Annotated in this window: 22 protein-coding genes; 16 read left to right on the forward strand and 6 right to left on the reverse strand. The window is 45.0% G+C overall.

Annotated features, from left to right (window positions below; translation table 11 throughout):
• Positions 1–43: 43 nt before the first annotated feature.
• Positions 44–460, reverse strand: coding sequence for a VOC family protein (locus ACXADE_RS00960; RefSeq protein ID WP_474978649.1), 417 nt, complete (start codon positions 458–460; stop codon positions 44–46).
• Positions 461–667: 207 nt separating this feature from the next.
• Between ACXADE_RS00960 and ACXADE_RS00965 the strand changes: the two genes are divergently transcribed.
• Positions 668–898: a hypothetical protein gene (locus ACXADE_RS00965; RefSeq protein WP_474978650.1), complete on the forward strand. Its 231-nt coding sequence runs from the start codon at positions 668–670 to the stop codon at positions 896–898.
• Between the two features lie 35 nt (positions 899–933).
• Here the strand turns inward: ACXADE_RS00965 and ACXADE_RS00970 are convergent, their stop codons facing one another.
• Complete coding sequence (locus ACXADE_RS00970; RefSeq protein ID WP_474978651.1) at positions 934–1,593, reverse strand: type 1 glutamine amidotransferase domain-containing protein; 660 nt, start codon at positions 1,591–1,593, stop codon at positions 934–936.
• A 200-nt stretch (positions 1,594–1,793) separates the two neighbouring features.
• Here ACXADE_RS00970 and ACXADE_RS00975 point away from each other — a divergent pair, with 200 nt between their 5' ends.
• Positions 1,794–2,132, forward strand: a complete 339-nt coding sequence (locus ACXADE_RS00975) for an ArsR/SmtB family transcription factor (protein WP_474978652.1) — start codon at positions 1,794–1,796, stop codon at positions 2,130–2,132.
• Positions 2,133–2,433: 301 nt separating this feature from the next.
• Positions 2,434–3,927 (forward strand): UDP-N-acetylmuramoyl-L-alanyl-D-glutamate--2,6-diaminopimelate ligase, encoded by a 1,494-nt coding sequence (locus ACXADE_RS00980; protein ID WP_474978653.1) that lies wholly within the window; start codon positions 2,434–2,436, stop codon positions 3,925–3,927.
• A gap of 39 nt (positions 3,928–3,966) precedes the next feature.
• On the opposite strand, the gene ACXADE_RS00985 is transcribed toward ACXADE_RS00980, so the two are convergent.
• The gene (locus ACXADE_RS00985) at positions 3,967–4,506 is read right to left on the reverse strand and encodes an HD domain-containing protein (protein ID WP_474978654.1); all 540 of its coding nucleotides are present in this window, start codon (positions 4,504–4,506) and stop codon (positions 3,967–3,969) included.
• Between the two features lie 143 nt (positions 4,507–4,649).
• On the opposite strand from ACXADE_RS00985, the gene ACXADE_RS00990 reads away from it, so the two are divergent.
• The 7 genes from ACXADE_RS00990 (at position 4,650) to ACXADE_RS01020 (ending at position 10,079) form a co-directional block, all read left to right on the forward strand.
• A complete protein-coding gene (locus ACXADE_RS00990) occupies positions 4,650–5,582 on the forward strand; it encodes a bifunctional riboflavin kinase/FAD synthetase (RefSeq protein WP_474978655.1) in 933 nt (310 codons plus the stop codon).
• 33 nt (positions 5,583–5,615) lie between these two features.
• Positions 5,616–5,864: a YuzB family protein gene (locus ACXADE_RS00995; RefSeq protein WP_474978656.1), complete on the forward strand. Its 249-nt coding sequence runs from the start codon at positions 5,616–5,618 to the stop codon at positions 5,862–5,864.
• 14 nt (positions 5,865–5,878) lie between these two features.
• Positions 5,879–6,367: a DUF1189 family protein gene (locus ACXADE_RS01000; RefSeq protein ID WP_474978657.1), complete on the forward strand. Its 489-nt coding sequence runs from the start codon at positions 5,879–5,881 to the stop codon at positions 6,365–6,367.
• Between the two features lie 83 nt (positions 6,368–6,450).
• On the forward strand, positions 6,451–7,287 hold the full coding sequence (locus ACXADE_RS01005) for an SAM hydrolase/SAM-dependent halogenase family protein (protein ID WP_474978658.1): 837 nt from the start codon (positions 6,451–6,453) through the stop codon (positions 7,285–7,287).
• Positions 7,288–7,378: 91 nt separating this feature from the next.
• On the forward strand, positions 7,379–8,203 hold the full coding sequence (locus ACXADE_RS01010) for an aldo/keto reductase (RefSeq protein WP_474978659.1): 825 nt from the start codon (positions 7,379–7,381) through the stop codon (positions 8,201–8,203).
• A 176-nt stretch (positions 8,204–8,379) separates the two neighbouring features.
• Positions 8,380–9,336, forward strand: coding sequence for a UV DNA damage repair endonuclease UvsE (gene uvsE, locus ACXADE_RS01015; protein WP_474978660.1), 957 nt, complete (start codon positions 8,380–8,382; stop codon positions 9,334–9,336).
• 56 nt (positions 9,337–9,392) lie between these two features.
• A complete protein-coding gene (locus ACXADE_RS01020; RefSeq protein WP_474978661.1) occupies positions 9,393–10,079 on the forward strand; it encodes a Crp/Fnr family transcriptional regulator in 687 nt (228 codons plus the stop codon).
• A gap of 13 nt (positions 10,080–10,092) precedes the next feature.
• Here ACXADE_RS01020 and ACXADE_RS01025 read toward each other — a convergent pair whose 3' ends face one another.
• Positions 10,093–10,674 (reverse strand): CDP-alcohol phosphatidyltransferase family protein, encoded by a 582-nt coding sequence (locus ACXADE_RS01025; RefSeq protein WP_474978662.1) that lies wholly within the window; start codon positions 10,672–10,674, stop codon positions 10,093–10,095.
• A gap of 208 nt (positions 10,675–10,882) precedes the next feature.
• Here ACXADE_RS01025 and ACXADE_RS01030 point away from each other — a divergent pair, with 208 nt between their 5' ends.
• A complete protein-coding gene (locus ACXADE_RS01030) occupies positions 10,883–11,320 on the forward strand; it encodes an OsmC family protein (RefSeq protein WP_474978663.1) in 438 nt (145 codons plus the stop codon).
• A 124-nt stretch (positions 11,321–11,444) separates the two neighbouring features.
• The gene (locus ACXADE_RS01035; RefSeq protein WP_474978665.1) at positions 11,445–12,026 is read left to right on the forward strand and encodes a cell wall hydrolase; all 582 of its coding nucleotides are present in this window, start codon (positions 11,445–11,447) and stop codon (positions 12,024–12,026) included.
• Between the two features lie 44 nt (positions 12,027–12,070).
• On the opposite strand, the gene ACXADE_RS01040 is transcribed toward ACXADE_RS01035, so the two are convergent.
• Positions 12,071–13,486 (reverse strand): alanine/glycine:cation symporter family protein, encoded by a 1,416-nt coding sequence (locus ACXADE_RS01040; protein WP_474978667.1) that lies wholly within the window; start codon positions 13,484–13,486, stop codon positions 12,071–12,073.
• Between the two features lie 135 nt (positions 13,487–13,621).
• Between ACXADE_RS01040 and ACXADE_RS01045 the strand changes: the two genes are divergently transcribed.
• Positions 13,622–14,221, forward strand: coding sequence for a flavin reductase family protein (locus ACXADE_RS01045; RefSeq protein WP_474978668.1), 600 nt, complete (start codon positions 13,622–13,624; stop codon positions 14,219–14,221).
• A gap of 71 nt (positions 14,222–14,292) precedes the next feature.
• Here the strand turns inward: ACXADE_RS01045 and ACXADE_RS01050 are convergent, their stop codons facing one another.
• Positions 14,293–15,084, reverse strand: coding sequence for a DUF2935 domain-containing protein (locus ACXADE_RS01050; protein WP_474978670.1), 792 nt, complete (start codon positions 15,082–15,084; stop codon positions 14,293–14,295).
• 209 nt (positions 15,085–15,293) lie between these two features.
• Between ACXADE_RS01050 and ACXADE_RS01055 the strand changes: the two genes are divergently transcribed.
• From ACXADE_RS01055 to ACXADE_RS01065, 3 genes are read left to right on the forward strand one after another with little or no spacing between them, the layout of a single operon-like run.
• Positions 15,294–15,671, forward strand: a complete 378-nt coding sequence (locus tag ACXADE_RS01055) for a GntR family transcriptional regulator (protein WP_474978672.1) — start codon at positions 15,294–15,296, stop codon at positions 15,669–15,671.
• The gene (locus tag ACXADE_RS01060) at positions 15,664–16,563 is read left to right on the forward strand and encodes an ABC transporter ATP-binding protein (RefSeq protein WP_474978673.1); all 900 of its coding nucleotides are present in this window, start codon (positions 15,664–15,666) and stop codon (positions 16,561–16,563) included. Before ACXADE_RS01055 ends, ACXADE_RS01060 begins: the two co-directional genes overlap by 8 nt.
• The gene (locus ACXADE_RS01065) at positions 16,538–18,529 is read left to right on the forward strand and encodes a DUF6449 domain-containing protein (RefSeq protein ID WP_474978674.1); all 1,992 of its coding nucleotides are present in this window, start codon (positions 16,538–16,540) and stop codon (positions 18,527–18,529) included. The genes ACXADE_RS01060 and ACXADE_RS01065 overlap by 26 nt, the downstream gene beginning before the upstream one ends.
• Positions 18,530–18,533: the final 4 nt, after the last annotated feature.

The following is an 18,533-nucleotide window of genomic DNA, read 5'->3' on the forward strand; positions in this document are numbered from 1 at the left end:
CGTGTGTATAAAAAATCCTTGCAGCAGCTACTGCAAGGATTTTTTATTGATTTGGATAATCACAGTATTCAATGATCGTACCCTCTGTATCTGCCGGGTTCAAGTAGATGAGACGGCGCCCATGTTTATTCGTCCTTAATGACCATTCCAACGTTCGGATGCCCTTTGTCTTCAACTCTTCGAGCGCTGCATCCAGATCTCCTACGTCATAGGCAATGTGATGGACACCTTTCCCTTTTTGCTTGATAAAACGTGCGATCGGAGAGGTAGTGTTATTCGTCGGCATCAATAGCTCAGTCCGGTCACCCTTCAGGTCAATGATGGCGATCTCACTTTCCACTCCTTGAGCTTCACTCCGGTAACGGTCAATCAGAGTACCGCCAAGAACTTCTGTGTAAAATGTGATGCTGTCCTCTATGTTGCGCACGGCTACGCCTATATGGTCGAGTCTTTTTTTCATTTTGCATTCTCCTCAGGTGTGAAGTAGCTTTTATTTTAACATACCGATTGTTTAACTTTTATAATGGGATCTCTTTTAGATTTCCTTAGGGAAGTACCCATTCTTTTGGTGAAGGTCCTAGTTGAAAAGCCCGTTTTAATGCAATCTATCAAAACGTACAAGCTGATTTTGTTCTATCACATATGGTAGAGCAGGAGGTGATTTTTGATGCCTGCCTGGATCAGCAACAGTTTTAGAATCCTGTCTTCTGTAGTGCTGCATATTGTCATAACCTTAACCTTATTTGCAGCTGTCATCCTTACACTCGTCACAGGTTTGACATGGATAAAGGGGTTGATCGTCATCGCTCTCTTGCTCCTATGGCTCGCTTCTTTTGTGTGTGTCGCTCAAAAGCTCTACGCGTATTTGTTCGGCCGTTGGAAAGACGACGATGAATAAAAAAAGGATCCTGATCATACAGGATCCTTTACATATTAACTCAGTTGCTTCACGACTTCTTTTGCAACAGCTTCTGTTGATTGAGGGTTTTGGCCGGTAATCAGGTTGCCGTCTACTTCATAATGTTCTGACCAGTTCGGTCCGCTGACGAATGTGGCACCAAGTTCATTCAATTTGCTTTCAAGCAGGAAAGGCATGTGCTTGTCGAGCGTCGTTTCTACTTCTTCTGCATCTGTGAAAGCATTGACGGTTTTCCCTTTCACTAAAGGTTCCCCGTTGGATAGTGTGGCTCCTACAAGCCCGGCAGGTCCATGACAAACAGCTGCAACAATCTTGTCCGCTTCATAAAAGTTGCGAAGGAGTTTCTGCAGCTTTTCATTATCTGGAAAGTCGAACATTGTTCCGTGTCCGCCTGGAAGGAAAATCGCATCGAAATCTTCCGCTTCTACATCGGCGATTGGCGTCGTGTTCTCTAAGTGCGGTTTAGTATTCAGAATTTCCTGGGGTTCATCTTCACTAACACTTCCCGGGTCTACCGGTGCTACGCCGCCTTTAGGGCTTGCCACGGTTACATCATATCCGTGTTGTTGAAATTCGTTATACGCTTCACCGAATTCAGAAAGCCAAATTCCCGTTGGCTGCTCGTCCGTGATTTTTTCATGATTGGTAACGACCATTAAAACTTTCTTAGGCATGATTGTCATCCTCCTTTTAAGTAAGTGTTATCCTAATATTCATAAGTGGACATGCCAAATTATTTGTTTCAGTGCACATCCTTTGAATTTCCCGTTTTGCAATGAATAAAACATGACCTGGCACACATTGACAAATGATGGGGTTGCTCATACTCTGAATGTACATGAATAGGCGCGCATATAAGGAAGGTGTAGATGATATGAGAGAAGATGAAAAGAAAGTAAATGATCGTGAAGAAAAGGAAGTTCATGAATTGGATGAAGAAACGTTGTTTGTCGTTTCTCAGACATTTAAAGCGTTATCCGATCCGACAAGGATTAGAATTCTGCATCTTTTGTGCGAACAAGAAATGTCCGTCAATGAAATCTCCGATACATTAGAACTTCGACAATCCACGGTTTCCCACCAATTGCGTTTTCTGAAAAACCTTCGATTGGTAAAATACCGGAGAGCAGGTACGACGTTGTTTTATTCTAACGATGATGAACATGTCATGGGCCTCTTGCAGCAAACCATTAATCACGCCCTTCACCACTAAGCGATTCATAAGTCGTGAGAAAAAGCCTCACAGCTAGAAAAATGGGTATATTTGCCACACCAGGTCATCCAAATATTGGATGACCTGGTGTGGTTTTATTTGGAAGAAAAGTAGTCAGAGTGGACCCTTTTTGGCGGATGTGTAGGTTTTACGTTTGCAATAGTTGAAGGAAAGGGAAAAGTACCTCATGATAATACGGTAAATAGTGGCTTTGTTTCCGTTAAAACAAGCTATCTTCTATACATACTTTCCCAATGAAAAGACGACGATAAATCATATAGACAGAGTGAGGAAAATGGCTATGAAGATAAAATTTAAAGACATAAAAAAACTTCATATCAAGCAGGTATATGGCCCTGAGCAACAAGAAATTGGAACACTTGCTTTCCATTCGAAAAGGGTAGAACCTGCAGCTGCTTTTTTTTGTTTGAAAGGAGAGAGCTTTGACGGCCATGAATATGTCGAAGAAGCGATCGGGCTGGGGGCTTCCACCATTATCGGCAGCAATGAAGCATGGCTTCGGGAATTAGCTGAGACTTACAACCGGACAAGCTTCCTAATTGTAGATGAGGTCCGTGAGGCTATGGCTGTGTTCTCTAAGGAGTTTTTCCAGCAAGCGGATGAAGAGCTGAAAACCATCGGAGTTACAGGTACGAATGGAAAAACGACCGTTACGGCTTATATTCGTTCCCTATTGACGCTTCTCGGTCTCCCTACAGGTTCCATTGGTACGACAGGCATTTGGTCGTCCGAAAGGAAATTAGCGTATAAAAAGAGTACACCGACGACTCCGGAGTCCTTAGATCTGCACCGAATATTCAGGGATTTGAGAGACCTTGATGATCACGGGGCAGTCATGGAGGTATCTTCCATCGCTCTGGACCAATGCAGGGTAGAGGGCATTCAATTTGATGTGGCCGTCCATACGAACTTTTCGGAAGAGCATTTGGAGTATCACCGCACAATTGACCATTATCGAGAATGTAAGATGCGCCTGTTCCGGCAAGCGAACACACGCGTGGTAAACATAGATGATGATGGAATGGCGGAAGAGCTGGTTTCCATGGGAGAGGAAGGTCTCCTGACCTACAGCATTGAAGGGCACCCAAAGGCTGATTTAACGGCTGATCGTATCGACGTGACGGAAAAGGGGTCTTTATTTGATCTCAATTACCAAGGAGAGACGAAAAGGGTCCTGGTCCCTGTTTATGGAACCTATAATGTAGCGAATGTACTCGCAGCCATTGCAACGGCTTTCCACCTGGGTTTTTCGTGGCAGGAAGTTCTTGAGGTTCTGGAAGATCTGGAAGGTCCTGAAGGAAGGTTTCAAGTCATTGAAACCCCTCTCCATCAAAAAGTGATCTTAGATTATGCCCATACCCCGGTTGCATTGAACCGGTTATTGGAAGAAGTGAAAAAACTGGATTACCGTCGATTGATCGTTATGATTGCGGGGATCGGCATCCGGGATTTCAATAAGATGCCTAAGATGGCTAAAGCGATTGAGGGGAAAGCAGACGAGGTCATTGTAACCGTTGACCACCCGGGATATCATGACCCTCAAGTCATCGTTGATCAAGTGATGAAGGGATTCAATGATCCTTATTCACCAAACATCCACCCTACTCTAACGAGAGAGCAGGGGGTTCGCCAATCCATGGAACTTGGCGGAGAAGGAGACATAATATTGTTGACGAGCGGCTGTATCAATAACGCCCAAATCGTCAAAGGGGAAGAGATTCCTCATTCAGATGAAAAAATCATTGAAGGTTATTTCCCATCAGTAGCTCAGTAAAAACATCCAGTCTCTAAAGGAGGCTGGATGTTTATTGTTTTAATCAAACGTTTGTTCAACTAATTTTTGGTATTCTGTGAAGAATGCAGGGCTCGATTTATGGTCAATTTCCTTGAACATGTTGTCAGCGATGGACTGGTAATACCATTTCTGTTGGTCATAACCTGCATTGAAGTTCGTCCAAATGTTCTCTCCGTACACTTTTCGATCTTTTTGGATCGACGACAGATTATCCAGTTTATCCGCCACAATCAAGGCTTTTACTTCAAGCGGGGCTGATGATAGAGTGTGGATAGTCTGTTGCTTACGTTCCATCCATGATTTGTTTTTATCTTCTGTATGAGCGGCTACGAGTTCCCGGACATCTTTTCCAAATTCATGCTCAATGTCATCAAAGGTGTAGGGGGTGTCTTCGACTACATCGTGCAGAAAGCCCGCACAAATCAATGCCTCGGAAAAACCTGCTTCGTTCAAAATTTCCGCCACTCTTATTGGATGGACAATATAAGCGGTCGATGAGTTTTTACGCTTTTGACCCGCATGGGCGTTGGATGCAAATCTTCTCGCATGATCAATCATCCTTGTCTTTCCTCCCCGTTTTTTGTTCATCATAACAAATTAAGGGCAGAATGATTGCAAAAAGGTGTAAAGGTTGATTAAATAAGAGTGGATATTATATAATTAATAGGTTTAATCAACAGGTTGAAGGGGATGCTTTGCAAATGGAAATGATTGAAGTACAAGGACAACCGCCTCACAACTCAGAGCCCATCGTATTGATCATCGGTAAGATGGATGGCGTACATTTGGGGCATCAATCTCTTTTGCAGGAGGCAGAAAGACTGGCAGCAGAGGAAGACAAAATTGCTGTCTATGGCTTTTCTGATCATCCGAAATGGGTGCTGAGAGGTGATGAATCATACAAATATTCGCTGTCTACGATTGAAGACCGCCAGAGCCGCCTGGAGCAGTTCGGTGTCGATCGTTATTATCACGTCCATTTTACAAAAGAATATGCAAAGACATCTCCTGAAGAATTCGTGCTCCACCACTTGGACAAGTTGAACGTCCGTCATGTGATTGTCGGTGAGGATTTCCGGTTCGGGAAAGGGAGAGGCTCGGACGCTGAAGGGCTGGCTGAGCTCTGTCATCAAATAGGGGCTGAAGTTTCCATCGTTCCGGGAGTCATGCTTCATGACCGGAAAGTGAGCAGCACTGATGTACGTGATCATGTCATGAACGGACGAATGGAGGCCGCACAGGCTATGCTGGGGCGACCATTTGAAATCACTGGTACGGTGGAAAAAGGCGAGCAGCTGGGGCGTAAATTGGGCTTTCCGACCTTAAATGTCGGAGGAATTGACGATTATGTCAAAGTGAAGCCGGGCGTCTATCTCGGGCTCGTAAAAAAAGTACAGGAAGCGCCAGAATATTATTATACGTTGATCAGCGCAGGTTATCGCCCGACAGTGAATGGCGATTCCTACAAAGTGGAAGCGTATCTGCTGGATTTCTCGGGAGATCTGTACGACCATAAAGTAACCGTCCAATTCCTGCGCCATATGCGCGGCGAAGAAAACTTCGACGGAATGGATGCGCTGATTGAACAAATGCATCAGGACGAGCAGGATGCACGTGCGATTTTGGGCTTATAAACGAAACTGACACCTTAGAAAGGAGGACGCACCATGGGAATTGTCGTTGTGGAAGTATGTGACGGGAATTTGATCAATGAAATGGATATTGAGAGTATCATCGAATCCGAATATCCAGAAGTAGCGGTACTCATTAGTGAATGCCTATCCTTCTGCGGCATGTGTGCCGTCCGTCCGTACGCCCTTGTCAATAATCAACGGGTATTTGGAAAGACACCCGAAGAAGCTTTGCAGAAAATCCGTACGAAAATCGAAGAAGAACTAGCGATCTACGCTGAATAAGGCAGGAGAAGATGATGGGGTTTTTTGACTCACTTTTGAACAGCTTGCGTTTGCCGAAAAAAGAGGCGATGTTCCATTTGAACCGTAAGGGGATCACCCACACGATCGGTTATTTGTTCGTGTTGCTGCTGCTGCTCTTTTTACCGGATATGGTTACATCGATTATGTATTTAGAAACGAACGTCACAGAAGTTTCCAGAGGAATGTATATCGCACAGTTTCTCGTATTCTACCCTCTGTTGATCGTTTTTCTCATCCTTGTGGGAGTTTCAATTCTTGCCGGTGGAAGCCTGCTCATGCGAAAAGTTTTGTCTAGAAAGCTTTCGTATCAGCAGTTGTGGAAGCTGACCGCCTACGCTTGTACCCTGCCCTTGATCTTAAGTGTAGCTTTAAAATATATGACCGTACCGAACGTGGTCAGTGCGCTTATTTTTATGGCCATCTTTGTGTACTATATGTACCAGATGATTACGATTTATCCGAAAGCACCAGCGAACCCTTGAGTTCATGCGGGTGCTTTTTATATTTGCTTTTTTTTTCTGAATTATTTAGAATATTCATTATTTAATGAAAAGGTGGGGTTACAATGACGAACGCATTAGTGCTGCAATCAGATTTTGGAATCAGTGACGGAGCCGTAAGTGCTATGCACGGAGTGGCGAATTCCGTCGATCACCGCTTATCGATCTTCGATTTAACGCATGATATACCCCCTTTCAATATATGGGAAGGCTCCTACAGGCTGTGGCAGACGATGGCTTATTGGGCAGAAGGGACCGTCTTCGTATCTGTCGTTGATCCCGGGGTCGGTTCAACAAGAAAAAGCGTCGGAGTCAGGACAGGCTGCGGCCATTTTGTTATCACCCCTGACAATGGAACCCTCACACATATCGCGCGCACGGAAGGAATTTTAGAAGTGAGGGAAATCGATGAAAACGTGAACCGTCTGCCAAGATCCGGTGAATCCTATACTTTTCACGGAAGGGACGTTTATGCATACACAGGCGCACGTCTCGCTGCCGGAGTCATTTCCTTTGAAGAAATCGGCCCCTCCCTCGACCCAGCGTCCATTGAACGAATGGCCGTAAAAGACCCGGAGGCAGAGGGATCTTCCGTTTCTGGGATGATTGATATCCTCGATATTCGCTTTGGTAACCTTTGGACGAACATTCCCCGCGACTTCTTCACGCAGCTGGATATACGGTACGGAGAGACACTGAATGTATCGATTCTGCACAACGGGGATGAAGTCTATCATAATTCCATGACCTTCGGCAGGTCGTTTGCCGACACCCATAAAGGAGAGCCGCTCGTATATGTAAACAGTCTGGACAACCTCGCTGTAGCTATCAACCAAGGATCTTTTGCACGAGCCTATAATATTCGAACAGGATCAAACTGGACCATCCATTTTGAAAAATAATCCAGTTGCGGTGAGCAGAATAAAAGCTTATCCCCAAACGCTGTGCTACACTTACCATTGTGAAACCTTGATAAGAAAAGGAGAATGATCAATGAAAACAGTTACACTACACAGCACTATTGAAATGCCTCAACTAGGCTTCGGTGTTTGGCAAGTGGAAGAGAAAGATGCGGTACCAGCCGTTACAAAGGCCATTGAAACCGGCTACCGCTCCATAGATACAGCCGCCATTTACGGGAACGAAAAACAGGTCGGTGAAGCAATCCGCCAGAGTGGTGTATCTCGTGACGAATTGTTCATTACGACGAAAGTTTGGAATACAGACCAAGGCTACGAGAACACATTGAAAGCCTTTGAAACGAGTCTAGATAAGCTGGGTCTCGATTATGTGGACCTTTACTTGATCCACTGGCCGACCCCGGAATATGATGATTATGTAGAAACATACAAAGCACTTGAACAGCTGCAAAAAGACGGAAAAGTCAAAGCGATCGGCGTATGTAACTTTGATATCGATCATCTGCAGCGTCTGCTAGATGAGTGTGAAGTGAAGCCTGCGGTCAACCAGGTCGAATGCCACCCTTATTTGGCACAAAATGAACTGAAAGACTTCTGCCGCGACAACGGCATTCTATTGGAAGCATGGAGCCCATTGATGCAGGGTGGCGAAGTATTGAAAAACGATACCATCCAGTCCATCGCTGAAAAACACGGCAAAACACCAGCGCAAGTGATCATTCGCTGGCACCTGCAAAACGACACGGTCGTCATTCCAAAGTCTATTACACCATCCCGCATCGAAGAGAACTTCGACGTGTTCGATTTCGATCTGACAGCTGATGACATGGCTGCCATTAACAAACTAGACCGCGGAGAGCGCAAAGGCCCGAAACCATCTGAAATGAACGTACGATAAATAAAGAAAGACTGCCCTGAGCGGCAGTCTTTTTTGGTGGGGAAAGGTAGAGCCGCGCCAAAGAGAACAGATTCACGCCAAAACGCAAGAGACCAGGGAACAAACCAACTCTTATGTTATTCAGATCAAATATGGGGAACATAAAGGTATCACTTTTTCGGTAAAGGAGCTTTTTTATGATCATCCGGTTCGGTTACGTATCGCATGCGCTTAATTTGTGGGAAGCAACGCCTGCGAAGACGATGACGTTTGCGCGATATAAGAAGTTGGGGCGTGAAGCGGCACTTGAGCAGCTGCATAACATTGCTGAAATGAACTTGCAGCGAACGATTCGGACCATCCATTACAACATTGCTAGAGAGATCCATTTGTACCGTTTCTCTTCTTCGCTCATTCCACTTGCAACGCACGATGAGGTGGAGTGGGATTACATTGAGCCTTTCCGGCACTTATATGAAGAGATTGGGGAACTGGTTCGGGCTCATAAGATGCGTACGAGTTTTCACCCCAACCAGTTTACGCTGTTTACGAGTGACCGTCCTCATGTAACGGCTAATGCGGTGCAGGATATGGAATATCACTATGCGATGCTTGAGGCAATGGGTCTTCATAATGAATCGCATATCAACCTCCACGTGGGCGGGGCTTATGGGGACAAGGAGGTGGCCATCGCACGCTTCCATGAGAATATCAAAGAGCTTCCTAAGCCGATCAAAAAGCAGATGACACTTGAAAATGATGATAAAACCTATACGACCTCTGAAACGCTGGATGTTTGTGAAAAAGAGGACATCCCCATGATGTTTGATTACCATCACTACATGGCCAATCACACCGACGATGAGCCGCTTCGAGACCTTCTTCCGCGTTTTTATAAAACGTGGGACCGGTTGGGGATGCCCCCTAAAATTCACGTTTCATCCCCAAAGTCTGAGGATGCTTACAGAAGTCATGCTGATTTTGTAGACGCGGATTTTATCCGGCCTCTTTTAAAAGAGTTGAAGGAGCTTGGTACGCCGGTGGATTTTATGATTGAAGCGAAAGAAAAAGATCGGGGGCTTTCGAAGCTTGTGGAAGATTTTGCAGGCATCCGAGGGGTCAAACGAGTGGGCGAGGCCACTTTAGACGTTTAGCTTTGCATGCTAGTCTCCCAATCACGTATATTGTTGGTAATGGAAGGGGTGGAACGATGGACAAACAGACCTTCTTATCCCAAGTGAATTTATTTGAAGAGCTGACAAAAGAAGAATTGATGGAAGTAGACGCCATCAGCCATATGAAAAAGGTGGGGAAGGGAGAAATCATTCTTTCTCCTGATCATCCAGCTGAACATTTATATGTTCTAAAAAAAGGGCAGGTTCGCCTTTATCGAACGAATCAAGAAGGGAAACAGTTTACGCTCGACATCCTTAAGGATGGGAACCTATTCGGTGAGACGTCCACTTTGACGTTAACGGGCTATGATATGTATGTGGAGACCATGACCGATACGTATATATGTTTGATGAGCAGGGAGGAATTTGAACAATTGATGGAAAGACATCCGAAAATTTCCTTCCGACTCATTCAACTACTATCTGCCAAGCTGAATGACTTTTACAGCATGAGTGAAAAAATTGCGCTCGGCGAAGTGCAGGAGAGGATCCTTTATTTACTGCTCATGCTCAGTGAAAAGACTGGTCGGCGTCATCAAGAATGGCAGACGATTGAAATGAAGCTTACCCATCAGGATATCGCGACCATGATTGGCGCGACGAGAGAGACGACGAGTGCGGAAATAAGCCGTTTGACGAAGGAAGGCTTTTTGAAGAGAAAACAAGGATTATCCATTCATGCAGAAAAATCAAAAACCCATCTCGGCTTAGTCGCAACGTAAGCCGGGATGGGTTTTATGTTAAGATTCGTTTTGCTTCCATGAACCGCTGAACACCCGTGAACAATTCTACAGCAAAGAAAAACAGGGTCGACCAGAGAAGGAAGTCGGGGAATAAGAGCATCACACTGAAAAGTAAAAAGCCTTCGGTGCGCTCGGCGAGTCCTGCCTGGTAATAAAAAGATTTGATACCCGCTTTCTCGGAAACAGCACCTACAACTAAGAAGATCGTCATGGAAACGACGATGGAAACGCTGAGGAGAAGCAGTGGCCATAAGACCTCCGGGTGTACATAGGCGATCGCCACGATCATTGCGATTTCAACGATTCGGTCAAAGGTAATATCCATCACCGTACCGAAGGGAGAAGATTTGGTATTTCGAGCCATCGTCCCATCGACAGCATCCAGGAAGCCGGATAACCATAAAAAGACTACGGCAAGAATCGGAAATCCTGCTACATAAAAAACACTGGTGGTAAGTCCTATGAATAACGCAAGGACTGTAATTTCATTGGCTGTGCGCCCCCTTTTTAAGAAGTAGGAAGCGGTTCGTTCTATGGAAGGTTGAACGATTTTCCGTGCGTGCGTATCGAGCATAAAAAACACCTGCTTTAACGAAAAATAACTACGTCTTGTTATCAATTTACCCTAATCCGTATCCCTTTAGACGATAGCATAGGCTGCGAGGGAAAAGAATTATTCTGCCTTAAATGTAATCCAGATTACATTGGCGAGCACATCACGTTTGTGTGAATAGGTGAGGGTGTATAGTAACCGTGTAAACATCAACGAGGAGGAATCAACGATGTCTCAACATAAAGTAGCGATTACTAGTAAATCCAAAGGAATGAAATCAGAAATTGAAGCAGGAAAGCATTCCTTGATGATCGATGAACCTAAACAAATGGGTGGCACGGACGAAGGTGCGGATCCACTAGCAACCATGCTCGGTTCCCTCGCAGGTTGTGAAACGGTAATTGCCAACATGGTGGCGAAGGAAATGGAATTCGACCTTCAAAGCATCGACTTTGATATTAATGGAACGCTTGATATGCGTGGCTTGATGGGGACCGCCGATGTAAAGCCATACTTTGATATGGTCAACATCACTGCCGATGTGAAAACATCTGAAACACAGGAGCGTGTGGAAGAATTGCAGACAACGGTCGATCAACGCTGCCCGGTTTTCACAACATTGAAGGCTGCAGGTGTGACCTTGAACGTAGAGTGGAAGAAAGCTTAAATCGAGAAGAGGTCCTGAATGGGCCTCTTTTTTTATACTGGAAACGTTGGAAAGAATTAATAATGAATCTCTTCAACTCCCTATGTTAACTTATTAGAGAACAAGATAAGGAGGTAGATGAAGAATGTTCAAAAAATTCTTGTTTTCAGGGATAGCCGTAGTAGGCTTGTTTGCTTTTTCCCTGCCTGTTGAAAGCTTTGCCAATGTAAGTACTCATACCGTCCAGAAGGGCGATTCCATTTATAAAATTGCTCAGAATCATGGGGTCTCTGCCCAGCAAGTGCAGGCCATGAATAATAAATCTGGTGCTGAGATCCATCCAGGAGAGCAGTTGAAGCTTCCTGCAGCCCTGAGTGAATCTGAAAAAGATCTTTTGGCGCGTCTTGTAGAAGCAGAAGCTAAAGGGGAGAGTTATGCCGGGAAAGTAGCTGTTGCTACGGTTGTCTTGAACCGTGTGGAAAGTGATCTTTTCCCTGATACCTTGAAAGGTGTCATTTATGATGGCATTCAATTCTCACCTGTATTGAACGGAACGATTAATCAGCCGGCTGGGGAAGAATCGAAACAAGCGGTCCATGAAGCCCTTGCTTACCAAGGATACGACCGTGAATCGCTATTTTTCTATAACCCTGATAAAGCTCAAAGCAGCTATTTGAGCAGTAAAGAAGTGACAACTGTCATCGGTGATCACGTATTTTTAAGATAAAATCATAAAAAGAGCAGCCACCTGGATAAAGGTGGCTGCTTTTTTTAGCTGGCATCTTCTTCTTCGTGAAACAGTTGTACCTTTCTTTTTTTCGTCTTTTTCTTGTATACCCGGTTGATGTAATCATCAGTGAGCGCTGCAATTTCTTTGTGAAGGAAAAGCAATGGAATGATGTTTGCCAAAAGGACAAAGGCTAACAGCAGATCAAGGAACTGCCAGACAAATTGCAGTCCGCCGAGAGCTCCGACGAATACGGCTGCAATATAAACGATCCGCATAATTTTTGCTGCCCGTAGGCTGAACAAGTATTCGGCTTGTTTTTCCCCGTAAAACACGAGAACCCCGATAGTCGTTATAACGAAAAACAGTAAAAATACAGTGATGAAACTACTGCCGAAGGCGTTTCCGAATTCTGATCCAATCGCTACGTTGATCATATTCGAAGCATCGCTTCCCCCGACTTCTCTCCAGGCGCCGGTGACGAGCACGGTCAATCCGGAAACTGTACAGATGACGATTGTATCAACGAACACGCTGAAGATTCCCCATAAGGCTTGACGGGAAGGGTGATCGGTCTTGGCGGCTGAGTGAGCGATTGAAGCTGTGCCGAGCCCGGCTTCGTTGGAATAAAGGCCGCGGGCAATCCCCCAGCGGAGGGCTTGAGCAACAGCAGCACCCGCAAATCCTCCCGTCGCGGAAACAGGTGTGAAGGCATGGGTGAAAATCAATCCGAACACGTGAGGAAGTTGATCAATGTTGGCGAAAATAACATACAAACAGACGGCTAGATAAATAAGAACCATCCCCGGGACCATTTTATCCGTCACTTTTGCAATCCGCTGAATTCCTCCGAACACGACAACAGCGATTGCCGCACACATGACCAGTCCGGTAATTTCAACCGGCCAGCCGAATGCGCCTTCTGTTTGAGTGGCAATGGAGTTGGATTGAACCATTGTACTTGGAATCAGCTCAATCATTAAGAAAAACGCAAAGGCTGTAGAAACCCACTTCCATCCGAGGGCTTTTTTTATGTAATATTGCGGTCCCCCGACCCAGATGTTTTTCTCATTGGTTTCCCTATATTTCATTCCGAGCAGGATTTCACTGTATTTGGTTGCCATACCGATCAAAGCGACAAGCCACATCCAAAATAATGCGCCAGGTCCGCCCAGGGAAATGGCAATAGGAACCCCTACGATATTTGTAGCCCCTGCCGTTGATGCCAAAGCTGAAGTGAAAGCCTGGAAGGGGGTGATCGTTCCGGTTTTCTTTGTTTTTTTGAAAATCTGCCCTATGGTTTGATGAAGGATGTGTCCAAAGAAGCGGAATTGAAAAAATTTAATGCGGAAAGTAAGGAAGATTCCGCCGAGAATTAAGATAATCGCAAGTGGATAGGTCCACAGGAAATCGGAAACTGTTGTAATTCCTTCTTTAAAAGTACTCCATAAATCTCCCAATGAATGATCTCCTTTCGTTGTGTGCGAGATACCCATATATTCCCTTTTTGTGAAATGTTAAACGTTTGCATCTGGAAGGAATGGGAAGTCATATAGGAGGATAACGCTTCTGAAAAACGAAGGGAGAGTAATTTTATGAAAATAGCAGAAGAAGATTTTTATCAGCACTCGATGAATAAGTTAATCAAAGGTGCTGTGGTTCCAAGACCAATTGCATGGGTATCAAGTGTGAGTGAGGAAGGTGTTCGCAACATCGCTCCCTTCAGCTTTTTCACTGTGGCCTCTATGAATCCGATTACTTTGTGCTTTTCTATGGGGCAGGGAGATCGTCGTGAAAAAGACACCCTGCGTAATATTAGAGAGACCAAGCAATTCATCATAAATGTGGTCTCTGAATCCCTCGCTAATCAGATGCATGAGAGCAGTAAAAGCTATGAACCGGGGGTTGATGAATTTGAGAGGGCAGGAATCGCATTTGAAGAAGGCGATTATGTGCCGGTTCCGCGAGCTATAAACTCCCCGGTCCATATGGAATGCGAACTCGATCAGGTAATGGAAATTGGTGAGGGGAACCTCGTGTTGGGAAGGCTGGTTGGATATCATATCGATGATGAAGTCTATGAAAAAAACGATAAAGTCGACCCCCTCAAACTAAATCCGATCGGACGAATGGCTGAAGACTACAGTTACATCCGCGAATTCTTCCCTCTCCCCAACAAGAACCTCCCAAAATAAACAGAAGCAGCCCGGAGCAGGCTGCTTTTTTTACATTTTCTGGCGTACCAGGTCATACATAAATTGGAAAATTACTCCACGCGTGGTTTGGTCGGGTCGCAGGTGGGATATTCTCCGTTTGTGGTTTCTGCCAGTTTGTAGAGATAGTAGCATTCCTCTCTAGCCATATGGTCCACCATGAGAGGAGATAGTGCATCAGGTGACAGTTCCATTTCTACCAACTCTTTGAGAAAGGTGTGGAAAATCTGCCTTTCCAGTTCGAACTCATTCGTGAATTTTCTTAAAGCCGGAAAAGCGTACCGGTGAGTGGTTACGTAATTTTTCATTTCGACAGCGTTTATGTAGAGCCGGTGGAAGTGTTCCTCGAATTCTGCACTTTTCTCTTTCCATATTTGTTCTGCTTCGTCGATGTCATGATGGATGGCGCCTGCATGCTCGGATGCATCCATCAACCACAGCAAATGATGATGGAGTTCATGGAAAAGAGGAGGGACATCTCCTTTTCCTAAAAATCCGAGGACGAGCAGATACTCTTCCACCTCCTCCATCATATGTTCCAAAAAAACAGGACTCAATGAGATCGTTCCCTCTCCGTTCATAGAAAGATTCATCAACTTTTGTGTAAACGTGCGAAATTCACGCGCTTTCTCTGCTACCCTCGTGGAAAATACGGCCATATCATCAACCGCTTCCTCTCTGACTGCCGTTAAAAGTTCATCCCATTCGCTAACATAACGATTCACCATACGTTCTGTCGACTTGTCGGAAGTGTTTAGAGCCTCACGTATAAACCGGGCATGATCACCGAGGATCTGCAGCCAGAAACGGTGTTCAAAGTTCGCTTGATTCAAATAATCGTTCACAATCATCCTCCTCTTTGTCGAGTCATCTTTTCCATTCTATTCCGGCTGTGTTTACGTCATGAGAAATCCTTAATCAGTGATTCATCTCCATCCGATTTGGAAAAAATTTCGAAAAAGGGCTTCTCAAATGGAAGATCCTCCTATATACTACTGTACTAGAAGTAATAATACAGTTAATACAGATAATACACACCTATGGAGGTGGACGGATGTTTGAATTGGACATCAGGAGCCGTAAGCCCATCTACGAACAGCTTGTGGAGAAGCTGAAGCAACTGATCATCAATGATGTGCTCAAGGAAGATGAAAAACTTCCTTCCGTGAGAGAACTTGCCCAGCAATTGACCATTAACCCGAATACGATTCAAAAAGCATACCGGGAACTTGAGTCCCAGGGGTACATCTATTCGTTGAAGGGGAAGGGGAGCTTTGTTCACCCTTCTGAGAAAGTCGACAATAAAGAGGAGCTGAAAAAAGTGAGGGAAGAGTTGAAAAAGCTGTTTGCAGAAGCGATTTATTTAGGAATGACTTCAGAAGAGATCGCAGCTCTTCTCCAAGAGGTTGAAGGAGGTCAGCAGGATGATTGAAGTCCATTCAGTAGATAAAGCTTTCGATCGCGCGAGGATTTTGAAGAATGTATCGTTCCGTGTAGACCAAGGGTCCATCTATGGTCTTTTAGGTTCCAACGGAGCTGGGAAGACGACGTTGATGAGAATTTTAGCGGGAATTCTCAGACAAAATAAAGGCGAGGTTCGTCTGTTGGAAGGGGATGTGTATGAAAATGAGTCCGTCAAACAACGAATGGTTTTCATTCCTGATACTTTGTACTTTCTCCCTCAGTACACGACTCGTCAAATGGCTGATTATCACCGCTCCATGTATGACCATTGGAACGAAGAGCGTTATCAGAAGTTGAAAAACGTTTTTCAACTGGATGAAAAAAAGAAAATCCATCAATTTTCCAAAGGGATGCAGCGTCAGGTCGCTTTTTGGCTGGCCATGTCAGCTATGCCGGATGTGTTGATTCTTGATGAACCTTTCGATGGATTGGATGCGGTCATGAGGCAGAAGGTAAGAAACTTGATCATCCAGGATGTCGCAGAGCGAGAGATGACCGTCCTGATCTCGTCTCACAATTTACGGGAAGTAGAGGACATCTGTGACCATGTCGGCATCCTACATAAAGGAGAGATCCTTCTTGAACGTGATTTAGACGATTTGAAGGCGGATGTTCACAAAATCCAGGTCGCTTTCAAGGATGATTCCTTTCGACCGGAAGATGCAGATCTGGACATTCTGCATAAAGAAAAACGGGGAAGTGTGTGGCTGTTGATTGTGCGTGGAAGAGAAGAGGGCCTTTCCGCGGAAATGGAGAAGCACCGCCCGCTCGTTTATGACAGGCTCCCTCTGACTCTGGAGGAAATATTCATTTATGAAATGGGAGGTGTAGGTTATGCGTTCGAAAACATCCTGGTTTAATAAAGAAATCATCAAACAGGATTTCCGGAATGTCGGGTGGATCAGCCTTGTGTACTTTCTTGGATTATTCTTTATCGTTCCGCTGCAATTGATGATGGAACTGAGCAGAAAAGAGCCGCGCATCATGAATGATCAAGGGTTGTTCGGCTATGTATTTACCTTTGAACTGCAACTCTTATTCCTGCTCATCATGCCTCTTTTGATGGCGGTATTCTTATTCCGTTATCTACATGTGAAAGGAGCATCCAATTTCGCCCACAGTTTCCCGATGAAACGGGCGAAGTTGTTTAATCACCATATACTATCCGGCATCATCCTTTTGGTCCTGCCGATTCTATTAAACTATTTCATTCTTTTAATCGCAGCAGGAATTACGGATGTAACCCCATACTATACGATGGGAAATGCCGGCTACTGGCTGTGGCTGTTTAGTACGATGTCTGTTCTTATTTTTGTAGCGGGTGTGTTTGTCGGGACGGTCACCGGTTTGTCCGCTGTCCAAGGAATACTCACGTATATTCTGTTGTTTTTACCAACAGGCTTGTATGGACTGATCGCTTTTCATTTGAGTTCCTACATTAATGGATATTCAAGTGACATCATATTGGAAAGTTCGTTTGAATACTTCTCACCAATCGCGGATCTCCTGCAGTATGGAAATAATACGGATGAAGAAATAATTCCTGTCAAAGGCATCGCCTTGCTCATTTACATCTTCGTCGCTGCCGCTTTTTATGCACTCGCTTTATGGATGTATAAGAAGCGCCCGCTCGAATCTGCCGGGCGCGCGCTCGCAGTTCGTGCATTGAATCCAGTCTTTACATTCGGTGTGACGTTCTGTTTTTCCTTATTCGGAGGCATGTACTTCAATGTCTCTCAAAATTCCTACGTCTGGATGACTGCCGGGTATATCATCGGCGGCACCTTCGGATTTGTTGTGGCATCGATGCTGCTTGAAAAAACATGGAGAGTATTCAAGTGGAAGAATGTGAAGCGGTGGGCCGGTTATGGTCTGGCGGCAGGAATTCTGCTCATCGTCATTCCTCTTCTTTGGAAAAATTACGAGTCTTATGTTCCTGCACAGGATGAAGTTGAGAAAGTTTATATCAGCGGTGGTTACTGGCAGTATAAAGAGCTTATGAATCAGGATGGCGAGGTTCCTTACATTACGTCGGAAAAAGCCATTCAATCCGCGCTCCACCTTCATGAACAACTCGTGGACGTCAGCCATCCATTGAGCCGTGGCGAAGAATCCTTCTTTGTGCTGTATGAGTTGAAGGATGGAAGTCAAGTCTCCCGTCAATATAGTGTAAATGAAGAGGCCGTTACGGAAGAGAAAAAGGCGGTCTATGAAACAGAAGAATATAAAAATATTAAGTATCCTGTACTGGGGCTCGACTCTACCGATATCAATGAGTTGATGATTCGCCGGTCATCCGGACCAGGGGGCGAAGAGTTGTATGACCCTCAACGAATTACAGGGTTACTGGAAGCAGTCCAACGGGACATTCAAGAAGTTTCCTACGAACAGATGACAGACCCGCACGGTCTGGGAGCAAGTCTATATTTCGTTGTTGAGGGCAACAGGGAAAATCCTTATCACCTGCAAATTTACTCAACTTTTGAAAACACCATGGAATGGTTAAAGGAAGAAGGTCTGCTCGATCAAGTCATGATCGATCCGGACGATATTGAACGAACAGAAGTCTATGAATGGCCGGAAGATCGGAATTTTCCGCACGAATATGTCGGCTATGTCTATGACCAGTTGAAGGATGAAGGGATCGAACCATTGGAAGTTGGCGATCACGACAAAGTGGAGGCCCTTCTCCAGGGGCGGGAAGGCCAGGAAGAAGGAAAGTACATCATAGCTTTCTATTTTGACGAAAGTAATACCAACAACTATGCGCTCTTAAGTTTCGATGAGGGAGAAGCACCGGATTTTGTTGAGGAACACTTCGAATAAAGGG

The organism is Halobacillus sp. ABR2_026 (assembly GCF_056158545.1).

Coding starts and splice junctions, on each gene's coding strand:
- ACXADE_RS00960 (WP_474978649.1), bottom strand. CDS start 460: ATGAAAAAAAGACTCGACCATATAGGCGTAGCCGTGCGCAACATAGAG.
- ACXADE_RS00965 (WP_474978650.1), top strand. CDS start 668: ATGCCTGCCTGGATCAGCAACAGTTTTAGAATCCTGTCTTCTGTAGTG.
- ACXADE_RS00970 (WP_474978651.1), bottom strand. CDS start 1,593: ATGCCTAAGAAAGTTTTAATGGTCGTTACCAATCATGAAAAAATCACG.
- ACXADE_RS00975 (WP_474978652.1), top strand. CDS start 1,794: ATGAGAGAAGATGAAAAGAAAGTAAATGATCGTGAAGAAAAGGAAGTT.
- ACXADE_RS00980 (WP_474978653.1), top strand. CDS start 2,434: ATGAAGATAAAATTTAAAGACATAAAAAAACTTCATATCAAGCAGGTA.
- ACXADE_RS00985 (WP_474978654.1), bottom strand. CDS start 4,506: ATGATTGATCATGCGAGAAGATTTGCATCCAACGCCCATGCGGGTCAA.
- ACXADE_RS00990 (WP_474978655.1), top strand. CDS start 4,650: ATGGAAATGATTGAAGTACAAGGACAACCGCCTCACAACTCAGAGCCC.
- ACXADE_RS00995 (WP_474978656.1), top strand. CDS start 5,616: ATGGGAATTGTCGTTGTGGAAGTATGTGACGGGAATTTGATCAATGAA.
- ACXADE_RS01000 (WP_474978657.1), top strand. CDS start 5,879: ATGGGGTTTTTTGACTCACTTTTGAACAGCTTGCGTTTGCCGAAAAAA.
- ACXADE_RS01005 (WP_474978658.1), top strand. CDS start 6,451: ATGACGAACGCATTAGTGCTGCAATCAGATTTTGGAATCAGTGACGGA.
- ACXADE_RS01010 (WP_474978659.1), top strand. CDS start 7,379: ATGAAAACAGTTACACTACACAGCACTATTGAAATGCCTCAACTAGGC.
- uvsE (WP_474978660.1), top strand. CDS start 8,380: ATGATCATCCGGTTCGGTTACGTATCGCATGCGCTTAATTTGTGGGAA.
- ACXADE_RS01020 (WP_474978661.1), top strand. CDS start 9,393: ATGGACAAACAGACCTTCTTATCCCAAGTGAATTTATTTGAAGAGCTG.
- ACXADE_RS01025 (WP_474978662.1), bottom strand. CDS start 10,674: ATGCTCGATACGCACGCACGGAAAATCGTTCAACCTTCCATAGAACGA.
- ACXADE_RS01030 (WP_474978663.1), top strand. CDS start 10,883: ATGTCTCAACATAAAGTAGCGATTACTAGTAAATCCAAAGGAATGAAA.
- ACXADE_RS01035 (WP_474978665.1), top strand. CDS start 11,445: ATGTTCAAAAAATTCTTGTTTTCAGGGATAGCCGTAGTAGGCTTGTTT.
- ACXADE_RS01045 (WP_474978668.1), top strand. CDS start 13,622: ATGAAAATAGCAGAAGAAGATTTTTATCAGCACTCGATGAATAAGTTA.
- ACXADE_RS01055 (WP_474978672.1), top strand. CDS start 15,294: ATGTTTGAATTGGACATCAGGAGCCGTAAGCCCATCTACGAACAGCTT.
- ACXADE_RS01060 (WP_474978673.1), top strand. CDS start 15,664: ATGATTGAAGTCCATTCAGTAGATAAAGCTTTCGATCGCGCGAGGATT.
- ACXADE_RS01065 (WP_474978674.1), top strand. CDS start 16,538: ATGCGTTCGAAAACATCCTGGTTTAATAAAGAAATCATCAAACAGGAT.